The organism is Rhodohalobacter sp. (genome assembly GCF_041686455.1).
Lineage (GTDB): Bacteria > Bacteroidota > Rhodothermia > Balneolales > Balneolaceae > Rhodohalobacter.
In genome coordinates, this window is record NZ_JAWLDW010000155.1 from 1 (window position 1) to 5,145 (window position 5,145).

The 5,145-nt window shown below is 45.9% G+C and carries 5 protein-coding genes and 1 pseudogene; all 6 read right to left on the minus strand.

What is annotated here, in order from left to right:
- A pseudogene (locus ACESM0_RS12585) lies at nt 1-134 on the minus strand (sulfotransferase family protein); the annotation flags it as partial.
- Between the two features lie 91 nt (nt 135-225).
- The gene (locus ACESM0_RS12590; protein ID WP_372906555.1) at nt 226-1,149 is read right to left on the minus strand and encodes an aminotransferase class IV; all 924 of its coding nucleotides are present in this window, start codon (nt 1,147-1,149) and stop codon (nt 226-228) included.
- Nucleotides 1,150-1,274: 125 nt separating this feature from the next.
- Complete coding sequence (locus ACESM0_RS12595; RefSeq protein ID WP_372906559.1) at nt 1,275-1,733, minus strand: GNAT family N-acetyltransferase; 459 nt, start codon at nt 1,731-1,733, stop codon at nt 1,275-1,277.
- 12 nt (nt 1,734-1,745) lie between these two features.
- A complete protein-coding gene (locus tag ACESM0_RS12600; protein WP_372906556.1) occupies nt 1,746-2,645 on the minus strand; it encodes a patatin-like phospholipase family protein in 900 nt (299 codons plus the stop codon).
- A 53-nt stretch (nt 2,646-2,698) separates the two neighbouring features.
- Nucleotides 2,699-3,907 (minus strand): P1 family peptidase, encoded by a 1,209-nt coding sequence (locus ACESM0_RS12605; RefSeq protein ID WP_372906557.1) that lies wholly within the window; start codon nt 3,905-3,907, stop codon nt 2,699-2,701.
- A gap of 572 nt (nt 3,908-4,479) precedes the next feature.
- Nucleotides 4,480-5,145 (minus strand): MBL fold metallo-hydrolase (locus ACESM0_RS12610; protein WP_372906558.1); only part of this gene is annotated, 666 nt, incomplete at its 5' end.

Genomic DNA, 5,145 nt, shown 5'->3' on the forward strand with positions numbered 1-5,145 from the left:
GTTTTAGATAAATAGTGAGCATAAAGAGGCTCATCTACAATGGTAGTGTCCTCGCGTTGGCCAAAAGAATACATCAAGGCCGTTGAAATATTTCGGGGGCCACTCCAAAGGCATATTCTTTTCGTTTTTGACATGTACTTTCAGTTTAATTTTTATGTAGGCCCGAATTTATTTCATCTCATTTATCAATACCGGGACTTCATTCAAAATTATTATTGAGTTTCACTAAACCCGTTGTTGATCAACAGATGCCATAATGGCTTGTTTATACAAATCCTGCAACTCCCGGGTTACTTTTCCGGGCACATTTTCTGAAATCACTCGTCCATCTACTTCAGTTACCGGTGTGAGACCTCCGAAACTTCCTGTTACAAAAGCCTCATCAGCTCCGTAAACATCAAACAGGGAAAAATTCTTCTCAAAACAAGGAATTTCGGCTTTTTTACACACTTCAATAACTTTCTTACGGGTGATGCCATTCATACAATACTGCCCGGTTGAGGTCCAGACTTCCCCGTCTTTCACCATAAAAAAATTGGTTGCATTACAGGTTGCCACAAATCCGTTGACATCGAGCATGAGTGCTTCATCGGCTCCGGCTTCCTGAGCTTGTATTAAAGCCTGTACTTCATGGATTTTACTGTGGCAATTCAGACGGGGATCAAGATAATCGGGAGAGCCGCGGCGAATGGTACTGGTAAATAACTTTACACCACTATCTCGGCTGGTCGGGTCGGCTTTTTTGTATTCCGCTATGATAACCAAATTGGGACCGGAAATGGTCAATCTTGGATCCTGCGACGGTGTCTTTTTAATTCCGCGGGTAAACATAATACGAATGTGCACACCATCCTTCATATTGTTTGCCTGCAAAGTCTCACGGATGGCAGCCGTTATTTCGGCACGATTCATTTCTAAATCCATTCCAATTGTTCTAGCTCCCTGGTACAATCGATCGAAATGATCATTCAAAAACACCAGCGCCCCGTTGTGCAGGCGAAGCCCTTCCCATACACCATCACCTACCAAATATCCGCTGTCAAATACAGAAATTTTTGCTTCTTTACGGGGAAATAGCTCTCCGTTGATGTAAATAAGTACATTTTCATTCCGCGGATCTTCTACCGCATTATGTGTGCCGTGTGCCATGTAAATTTTTGATTGAACATACGTAAAACTTCGGAAAGGGTCACCCTTAGTGAATTATCAATATCCCTACAGAATGCTTGACCGATGTCCGGTAACAGATAAAAAACGACACGTCAGGCTTCAACTTACTTGATCTCCTCAAACATCTTGTAGTGCGTTTCGTCCATGCCCAGTGAAGCATAGGTTTTCTGGGCGTTGATGTTCTCTCTCTCCACATAAAGCCGGAATCCGCAGACGTCCGATTTTTCTTTGGCCATGGTTTTGATGGTCAGGTACATCGTCCGGTATACACCTTTCCGGCGAAACTCCGGTATGACATACACGCTCTGGATCCACCAGAAGAGGCCGTTGCGCCAGTCGCTCCATTCAAAGGTAATCATCAGCGACCCGACAACCTTTTCCTCCGACTCTGCCACCATGTAAAACCCATGTTCAGGTTTATCAAACAACCCGTGTACACCAGGCTCAATTTCCTCTCTTTTCAATGTTTTGTTTTCCGTCTCCATCGCCATGGCAATATTGAACTGAATAATTGATTCAGCATCTTTGGGTGTGGCTTTGCGAACTTTAATTGTCGGGTTCATAGCAGACATTTATTAATCGATTTTATCCTTTTGCTTAATAACGCTTTTGCAGGCTTCCACTCCGATTTCATATACCCGTTTTCCCTGATCAAAATCAAAAACGCCGCAGGCATTTCGGGGAATTTCAATAACGTGGTTGGGTTTATGTAATTCAATAATGAGTTCTGTAAGTCGGTCTTGGGTAAAGCTGAAAGAGCTGTCCATGAGTTCGATTAATGAAAAGGAATCTTCATCAGCGGGTAATTCTGATTTTGCTTTGGTTTTGCGATTCGTTTTCATTGAATCTGGAAGAATTTTATCGAACCATTTTTGCATTTCTTCCAGCCTATCCGGCTCAGAGGGCCTATCGTATTTGGGATCCATTTTACCGTTTAAATTTACAGCAATGATCTCAGCACCTTCTTTTTTCTCAACTAAATTAATGGGGAGCGGATTCAATACGCCGCCATCTACTAAGACCTGCCCGTTTTCAAAAACAGGGACAAAAAACCCGGGCATGGAAACCGATGCTCGTAACGCTTTATATAGATCTCCCTTTTTAAAGTGCACTTCACTATGGTCGCGCATATCGGTAGCTACAGCAGTAAATGGAATAGAGAAGTCCTCAATTTTTTCTTCGCCCGTCACTTGCACATGCTTGGCAAAAAGCTTTTCTCCTTTAACAAATCCCTGCTTTGCAAAGGTAAAATCCAGCAGATCAAAAACATTTCGTTTAGATAGGCCTAATATCCACTTTTTATACTCCGGTAGATGCCCGGCTGCGTAAATGCCACCAACCACCGCGCCCATCGAACAACCGATCACTTCAATAATCTCGTACCCGGCTTTTTCCAGTTCTTCAATCACTGCAATATGGGCAATTCCCCGGGCACCGCCGCTTCCCAGAACCAGATGGACTTTTTTTTCAGGCATTTCAGAGCAAGATTTTTTACAGTTTTATTTATCGCAATATCGTATTAAAACAGTTACTGATCAGCCGCGTACTTCTCCAGGATCTCCATCACTTCATCAATCGGAAGAGCTTCCTGAGTACGTCCGTCTTGTCCTTCCATCGTTTCGGCCATAAAGAGGGAATTTAAGATCGCCTCTTCGGTTGCTTCCAAGGCGGCCAGAAAAAGAGGGCTCACCGCGTTGTTATCCAGTTCTGTAATTTGTCGCGTTTGGCCTGAATCATCCAGGTTGTTCCGAACATCGGGATGTGTGGAAAAAGCGATCACATAGTCGCCGCTTCCGTTGGAGGCAAAACCACCAACCCGGGCAATTCCCATGAACGCTCGTTTGGCCAGCCGCTCCAGATTTCTTGAAGTGATTGGGGCATCCGTTGCAACGACGATCATTATGGAGCCGTCCACGTCAAAATCGTAGCCGTCTGTTTGATCCGTCAGACTTTTTGCCAGTACTCCCGTCTGACTACTTGGAGAGGTCTGACCGGTGGCTAGATAGTGATTCCCCAGCTCCTCACCGACCGGTGCTCCGTTCACGGTTAAAATTCCACCAAAGTTGGACTGCACCAGAACGCCCACCGTGTAGCCGCCGCGATTTTCGGGCAGCCGGCGGGATGAAGTTCCAATGCCACCTTTAAAACCGAGCGCTCGGGTTCCGGTTCCTGCTCCTACATTCCCTTCGGAAACCGGGCCAGATTCTGCAGACTCGATCGCCTTATGAACATCTTCGGTATCCACAACCCGTGCCCGAATATCATTCAACCAACCGTCGTTGGTTTCACCCACTACCGGATTGACCGACCCTACATTTTCATTTCCGGGCAGATTCAAGACATAGTCGGCCACCCCGTGCGCGGCGTTAAAGATGCTGAGGGTATTGGTGAGTGCGATGGGCGTTTCCATTTCACCGAGCTCCTGAACCTGAGTGAATCCAAGTGCTTTTCCAAAACCATTTCCAACATAAACGGCGGCGGGAACCCGTTCTCTGTAGAGGTTTCCCGAATGAGGAAGGATGCCCGTTACTCCGGTTCGAATGTTCTCGCCTTCAATCAATGTTTGATGCCCCACCATCACGCCCTCTACATCGGTGATGGCATTCCACTGGCCGGTCGGGAGAATTCCGGGATAGATTCCAAGGTCACGCACCCGTTCGCGCTCCTGAGATTGGGCTTGGGTTGAGAGTAAACAAAGAATAGTGAGGGCAGATAGGAGAAGGTTGAACTGTTTCATGATTGAGCCGTGATTGTAAGGTTTGAAATAGTAGACCGATCTAAAATAGTCAATCAGGCTCAAGAAGTATAGTGCACAGTGGTTTAGCCATTGAAACGCGGAAGGCACTGAAATTGTAAAATAACGTGAGTTCGATATAAAATAAATGTAAAGGCATTGAAAAAGTCCCTTCCTTTTTCAAGGAGGGGCTAAAATCATAAAGGCTACCCCCCCCAACCCTCCTTACACCCCGACGTATCGAGGGCAGGCAGGAGGGGAAAATCATATTCAAGATACTTATGTCGAACTCACGTTAAAATAGTACCTGATGTTGCTCTCTTTTAAGAGAGAGAATGAACTTGTCAAAGCTAATGTCTATTCGTTATAATACCAGAGTTGAAAGTTCTTTTGAACACCCCTCTCAGTCTCCACTTGTCAGGGGAGAATCTGTTAAGTCAGTATCACAGCTTTCGCCGCGGCAGCACTCATCTACATTAATGCCACAGTTTGCGCACTGTCCGTGCCCGTGCACCCATACAATCTGTGCCGGCTGACCGCAATAGAGGCACCGTGCCAGATTTGAATCTTTCGATCTATTCTGAGGTGAGTTCTGCATAGGCGGCTTCAATATTGGACTGAAGGGAAAGTCGCGCTCCGGCGCTCTGGTGGTTTGGAAATTCATCGAACTGATCAATTTGTGTCAACTCTTCGAGAGACTGACCGTCCTGAATACCTTGGTCGGTATATTCAAATAGTTTGGATAAATAGTCGCGCATATAGAGAACATCTGCCCGGTTTCCACTAACCCCAAACTCTCTGTTTGCGTGACCAAAAACAAATTGTGTATCTGAAGCGGCTTCGCTTGCAACGGTTTCCAGTGTAGTAATCCAGTTCTGAATAGACGCGCCGCCTTCAATATCAATAAATGGATACCATCGGTTGAAAATCAGATCACCCATGTGAGCTATATTTGCATTTTCAAACCAGATGACGGAATCTCCGCCGGTGTGGGCCGGTCCGTAATGTCTGGCAGTTACGGTTTCGTCACCGGAATTCACAGTCAGCTCTTCGCTGAATGTGCGGGAAGCAGTAACAATACTTTGACCGTTTGAACCGGCACGCTGAAGCTCCGGCACATTTTCATGAGCGATGATTTCAAAATTATCCGACTGAAAAACCCGGTTACCCGATACATGATCGCCGTGGTGATGGGTGTTGAACAGATAGCGGGCTGCACCGCCTTCCCCAAAATCGAAAAT